Genomic DNA, 5,933 nt, shown 5'->3' on the forward strand with positions numbered 1-5,933 from the left:
GCCATGTGGCTGGCGATGGCCAGCGACATCATGATGTCGTTCTGCGGCGTCTTGAAGACCCACTTCCGCTTCGCGTCGACCGGCTCGACGATGCGCGCCGAGGCCGCGATCGAGATCATCGGCGTCTGCGCCTCGGCGACGACGTCGATCATCGCCAGCGAGTTCGGCGTCGTCGACGAGCCGAGGACGATGTCGACCTTGTTCTCGGTGATGAGCTTGCGGGTGTTGGCGACGGCCGTGGTGGTGTCGGAGGCGTCGTCGAGGACGATGTAGTTCACCTTCTGGCCGCCGATCGTCTGCGGCAGCAGCGAGATGGTGTTCTTTTCCGGGATGCCGAGCGACGCGGCCGGGCCGGTCGCCGAGACGGTCACGCCGACGTTGATGTCGGCGCTCGCAAGCGTGGCCGCCGCGGCGAGGCCGAGGGCGACGAGGGCGGTTCTGGGGAAAGACATGCGGTGTCTCCGTTGAGGCGTGAAGGGGAAAGGGGAACCGGGCCGGGCGGCGTCCGGACGGCGGCGAGGCCCCCGAAGAACAGGTCGGCGACGACCGGGGCCATGTCGGCGTGGCTGAGCGCGCCCTTGGGCTGCAGCCAGGTGAACATCCAGTTCATCATGCCGAAGAGCAGCATCGCGAGCGGCTTCTCGAGGCCGGCGCCGCGCAGCTCGGGCCGGGCGGCGGCGATGGCGTCGGCGAAGGCGGCGACGACCTTGCGCTCGCCGCCGAGGACGCGACGCCGCTCGGCCGCAGCGAGGAAGCGGACGTCCTCGGTGAGCACGCGGTGCTCGTTCTGCGAGTCGGCATACACGGCCATGAAGGCGTCGATCAGCGCCCGCACGCGCGGCTCCGGCGCCAGGCCGGCCGTGCCGACCTCGTCGACCAGCGCCAGCAGCCGCGCGATGTGACCGGCGGCGATCTCGACCAGCAGCTGGTGCTTGTCCTGCACGTAGTGGTAGAGCGATGGCTTGGACACGCCGCAGGCCTCGGCCACTTCGTTCATCGTCGTCGCCGTGTAGCCGTGCCGCGCGAACAACTCCGCGGCGCGCGCGAGGATGGTCTCGCGCTGCAGTTCGTAGCCCCGGGCTCGTCCGCGCGGCATGTCAGCGGCTTCCCGAGGTCGGCAGGCCCATCGCCTCAGCGGTCATCGAACGACACGACGATGCGTTCGGTGAGCGGGTGCGACTGGCAGGTGAGGACGAAGCCGGCGGCGACCTCGTGCTTCTCGAGGGCGAAGTTGCGGGCCATGCGGACCTCGCCTTCGAGCAGCTTGGCACGGCAGGTGCAGCAGACGCCGGACTTGCAGGAAAAAGGCACCTCGAGGCCGGCGGCCGCGGCCGCCTCGAGCACGTTGCCCTGCCAGGCGTGGTACTCGATCTCGCGGCGGACGCCGTCGCGGATGATCACGACGGTCGCGTCGGCGGCGTCGCCTTCGCGCGGCGCGTGCACGGCGGCCCGGCTTGCCGGGTTCTCGTCGGGTACGCCGAAGCGCTCGATGTGGATCCGGTCGGGGCCGACGCCGGCGGCGAGAAGGGCCGCCTCGGCTTCGTCGTTGACGGCGTGCGGCCCGCAGACGAAGGCATGGTCGATCGACTCCGGGTCGACGACCCTGCCCAGGAATTCACCGAGCTTGTCCCGGGACAGCCTGCCGCTGTAGAGAGGCAGGTCGGTCGCCTCCTGCGAGAACAGCATGTGCAGCGTCAGGCGAGACAGGTAGCGGTTCTTCAGGTCCTCAATCTCCTCGAGGAACATGGTCGAGCGCTGGCGGCGGTTGCCGTAGATCAGGGTGAAGCGCGAATTCGGCTCGGCGGCGAGCACCGTCTTCATGATCGACAGGATCGGCGTGATGCCGCTGCCGCCGGCGATGCCGAGGTAGCTGCGTGCCTGCGACGGATCGAGGGGGACGAAGAAGCGGCCCTCCGGCGCCATCACCTGGATCGTGTCGCCGGCGCGCAGGCGCTCGTTGATCCAGGTCGAGAAGCGCCCGCCGGGGACCTTGCGCACCCCGACCCGCAGCTCGCCGTCGTGCGTGCCGGCGCAGATCGAGTACGAGCGGCGCTCGTCGCTGCCGCCCACCGTCTCGCGCAGCGTCAGGTGCTGTCCGTGCGAGAAGCGGAACTGCTCGGCGAGCTCGGCCGGGACGTCGAACGAGACGACCACCGCCTCGTCGGTCTCGGGCCGCACGCTCTTCACGCGAAGCGGATGGAAGTGAAGGCTGGTCATGGCCGGACGCCGGGCCGCCCCAAGGCCGGCCACGCCCCCTCGGGGGGCAGCGAGCGCAGTGAGCGAGGGGGCATGCTCATATCGGCTTGAAGTGCTCGAAGGGCTCGCCGCAGGCGCGGCAGCGCCAGAGCGCCTTGCAGGCGGTGGCGCCGAAAGCCGCCAGCCGCTCGGTGTCCATGCTCTCGCAGCGCGGGCAGGCGAGCGCGACGACGGGCCGGCGGCTGAACCGGACCGGGATGCCGCGCGACGGGTCGACCGGGCCGGGCGGCGAGATGCCGTACGCGTGCAGCTTGCGCCGGCCGGCCTCGCTCATCCAGTCGGTGGTCCAGGCCGGCGCCCGCTGCATGCGCACGCGCACCGGGCCCAGGCCGTCACGTTCCAGCGCCTCGACGATGCTTTGCTCGATGACTTCGGTCGCCGGGCAGCCGGAGTAGGTGGGCGTGACGACGACCTCAATGGCATCGCCGGCGTCGACGACGTCGCGGACGATGCCGAGATCGAGCACCGAAAGGACCGGCACCTCCGGGTCGAGGACCCTTTCCAGAGCGGCCCATGCGGCGCCCACGCGCGCCCCGGATGCGGTCGTCGACAGGGATGGCCGCGACGGAGCGGCCGCGGCGATGCCTGCCGGCGCGCTCACCACACGCCGCCCGGAAAGGAACGCTGCAGGTGCTGCATCTCGGCCAGGATGTAGCCGAGGTGCTCGCTGTGCCGCCCGTTCTTGCCCGTGCTGCGAAAGGCACGCTCGGGCGGCGCGGCGAGGCCTGCTTCGGCGAGCACGGCACCCATGCGCTCCCTCCAGACCGCGCGCAGGTCGGCCCAGCGCGGGCCGAGGCCCGATGCCGAGGCCGCCTCGTCGATGGCATCGGCTTCGAACAGCTCGGCCATGTACGGCCAGAGGAGGTCGATCGCCTTCTTCATCCGCGTGGTCGATTCGGGCGTGCCGTCGCCCAGCCGCACGACCCAGTCGGCGGCATGCTCGCGGTGGTAACGCGCTTCCTTGACCGCCTTGCCGGCAATGGCGGCGAGCTCGGCGTCGCTGGACTGCACGAGGCGGCCCCATAGAAGCTCGAAGAACACCGCCATGGCGCAGTTGCGCACCGTGGTCACCGCGAAGTCGCCGCGCGGCAGCTCGACCAGCGTGCAGTTGCGGAAATCGCGCTCGTCGCGCAGGAAGGCGAGCTGGTCCTCGTCGTGGCGCTCGCCGCCGCGCTCGGCCTCCATCTCGCCGGCGCGGGTCAGGACCGCGCGCGCCTGGCCGACGAGGTCGAGCGCCATGTTCGTGAGGGCGATGTCCTCCTCGACGACGGGCGCGTGGCCGCACCACTCGCCGAGCCGCTGCGCCAGGATCAGGCAGGTGTCGCCGATGCGCAGCAGGTACTGCACGGCGGGATCGGGGCAAACGGAGATCGAGGCCTGCATCACATGTGGTCGACCGACTTCGGCAGCTCGTAGAAGGTGGGATGGCGGTAGACCTTGTCTTCCATCGGGTCGAACCACGCCGCCTTGTCGCCGGGGTCGGAGGCGACGATCTGGTCCGAGCGCACCACCCAGACGCTGGTGCCTTCCTGGCGGCGCGTGTAGACGTCGCGGGCGAGCTGGATCGCCATCTGCGGGTCGGCGGCGTGCAGGCTGCCGCAGTGCTTGTGGTCGAGGCCGGCCTTGCTGCGCACGAACACTTCCCAGAGCGGCCACTCGGCCTTCCTGGCCGGCTTGCCGAGGGGCTCGGCAGGCGGTCCCGGCAACGTTCCCGGCGTGACGGCGGGGCTCATGCCGCCTCCCTCGCGTCGTCCTGCTTCGCGGCGTGCGCCATCGCCGCGTCGCGGACCCAAGCGCCATCGTCCCAGGCCTCGACCCGGGCCGCGAGACGCTCGCGGTTGCAGGGTCCGTCGCCGCCGACGACGCGCCAGAACTCGGCCCAGTCGATGGGGCCGAAGTCCCAGGCCTGGCGCGCCTCGTTCCAGCGCAGGGCCGGGTCGGGCAAGGTGACTCCGAGGACCTTGGCCTGCTCGGCGGTCGCGTCGACGAACTTCTGCCTCAGGTCGTCGTTGCTGATGCGCTTGATGCCCCAGCGCATCGACTGCTCGGAGTTCGGCGACTCGCTGTCGGGCGGGCCGAACATCATCAGGCTCGGCCACCACCAGCGGTCGACGGCATCCTGGACCATCGCCCGCTGCGCCGCGGTGCCCTTCGTCATCAGCGTCAGCAGCGACTCGAAGCCCTGGCGCTGGTGGAACGACTCCTCGCGACAGATGCGCACCATAGCCCGCGCGTACGGCGCGTACGAACAGCGGCAGAGCGGCACCTGGTTCATGATCGCGGCGCCGTCGACGAGCCAGCCGATGACGCCCATGTCGGCCCAGGTCAGCGTCGGGTAGTTGAAGATTGAGCTGTACTTGGCCTTGCCGGAATGCAGCGCGTCGACCAGCTGGTCGCGCGAGGTGCCGAGGGTCTCGGCGGCAGCGTAGAGGTAGAGGCCGTGGCCGGCCTCGTCCTGGACCTTGGCGAGCAGGATCGCCTTCCTCTTCAAGGTCGGCGCGCGGCTGATCCAGTTGCCCTCCGGCAGCATGCCGACGATCTCGGAGTGCGCGTGCTGGCTGATCTGGCGCACCAGCGTCCTGCGGTAGTGCTCCGGCATCCAGTCCTTGGCCTCGATGAATTCGCCGGCATCGATGCGGGCGTCGAAGGCTTCCTGGCGCGCCATCTCCTCGGCCGAGCGCACCGGGCGGGCGGCCTCGAGGCCCTCCTTGCCCATCGTGTCCATCGCCTGCGTGTACATGGTGTCCGTCCTATCTCTTGCGTTGGTCGACGACGCGCCGGGCCTTGCCGACGAGCGTGCGCTCGAGGGTGCCGGGCAGGCCCACGTCGACCGTGGTGGTGATGCCGATCAGGCTCTTGATGCGCTGCTGCAGCCAGGCGCCGAGGGCTTCCCGGCTCTCGGCGCCGTGCTGCGGCAGCACCTCGAAGCGCACCTGCACGGCGTCGAGGTTGCCCTCGCGCGTGACGACCAGCTGGTACTGGCCGGAGAGCTGGCCGTGGCCGAGGACGATCTCCTCGATCTGCGTCGGGAACAGGTTGACGCCGCGGATGATGAGCATGTCGTCGCTGCGGCCGACGATCTTGCCCATGCGCCGCATGGCGCGCGCCGTCGGCGGCAGCAGCCGGGTCAGGTCGCGCGTGCGGTAGCGGATCACCGGCAGCGCTTCCTTGGTCAGGGTCGTGAAGACCAGCTCGCCCTCCTCGCCGTCGGGCAGCACCGCGCCGGTGTCCGGGTCGATGATCTCGGGATAGAAGTGGTCTTCCCAGACGACCGGCCCGTCCTTGGTCTCGATGCACTCGCTGGCCACGCCCGGGCCCATGACCTCGGAGAGGCCGTAGATGTCGACGGCGTCGATGCCCGCCTGGGTCTCGATCTCGTGCCGCATCGCCTCGGTCCACGGCTCGGCGCCGAAGATGCCGACCTGCAGGCTGGTCGAGCGCGGGTCGATGCCCTGGCGCACGAACTCCTCGATCAGCACCTGCATGTACGAGGGCGTGACCATGATGATGTTCGGCTTCAGGTCGGTGATGAGCTGCACCTGCTTCTCGGTCTGCCCGCCCGACATCGGGATCACCGTGCAGCCGGCGCGCTCGGCGCCGTAGTGCGCGCCCAGGCCGCCGGTGAAGAGGCCGTAGCCGTAGGCGACGTGGACCATGTCGCCGGGCCGGCCGCCGGC

The 5,933-nt window shown here is 70.4% G+C and carries 8 protein-coding genes; all 8 read right to left on the reverse strand.

Annotated features, from left to right (window positions below; genetic code table 11):
• The coding region (locus tag AC30N0_RS16425) for an ABC transporter substrate-binding protein (protein ID WP_489518973.1) at positions 1-452 on the reverse strand (452 nt) is incomplete at its 3' end.
• Entirely contained in the window at positions 368-1,096 is a 729-nt protein-coding gene (locus tag AC30N0_RS16430) for a TetR/AcrR family transcriptional regulator (RefSeq protein WP_489518974.1), read from the reverse strand. The genes AC30N0_RS16430 and AC30N0_RS16425, both read right to left, overlap by 85 nt.
• A 35-nt stretch (positions 1,097-1,131) precedes the next feature.
• Positions 1,132-2,217, reverse strand: a complete 1,086-nt coding sequence (gene paaE, locus AC30N0_RS16435; RefSeq protein ID WP_489518975.1) for a 1,2-phenylacetyl-CoA epoxidase subunit PaaE — start codon at positions 2,215-2,217, stop codon at positions 1,132-1,134.
• 76 nt (positions 2,218-2,293) lie between these two features.
• The gene (gene paaD, locus AC30N0_RS16440) at positions 2,294-2,839 is read right to left on the reverse strand and encodes a 1,2-phenylacetyl-CoA epoxidase subunit PaaD (protein WP_489518980.1); all 546 of its coding nucleotides are present in this window, start codon (positions 2,837-2,839) and stop codon (positions 2,294-2,296) included.
• Positions 2,840-2,853: 14 nt separating this feature from the next.
• Entirely contained in the window at positions 2,854-3,639 is a 786-nt protein-coding gene (gene paaC / locus AC30N0_RS16445) for a 1,2-phenylacetyl-CoA epoxidase subunit PaaC (RefSeq protein WP_489518976.1), read from the reverse strand.
• Positions 3,639-3,989, reverse strand: a complete 351-nt coding sequence (gene paaB / locus AC30N0_RS16450; protein WP_489518977.1) for a 1,2-phenylacetyl-CoA epoxidase subunit PaaB — start codon at positions 3,987-3,989, stop codon at positions 3,639-3,641. Before paaB ends, paaC begins: the two co-directional genes overlap by 1 nt.
• A complete protein-coding gene (gene paaA, locus AC30N0_RS16455) occupies positions 3,986-4,996 on the reverse strand; it encodes a 1,2-phenylacetyl-CoA epoxidase subunit PaaA (protein ID WP_489518978.1) in 1,011 nt (336 codons plus the stop codon). Before paaA ends, paaB begins: the two co-directional genes overlap by 4 nt.
• A gap of 10 nt (positions 4,997-5,006) precedes the next feature.
• Positions 5,007-5,933 (reverse strand): AMP-binding protein (locus AC30N0_RS16460; protein ID WP_489518979.1); only part of this gene is annotated, 927 nt, incomplete at its 5' end.

Source organism: Rhizobacter sp. (assembly GCF_031412495.1).
In the GTDB taxonomy this organism is placed as follows: domain Bacteria; phylum Pseudomonadota; class Gammaproteobacteria; order Burkholderiales; family Burkholderiaceae_C; genus Schlegelella_A.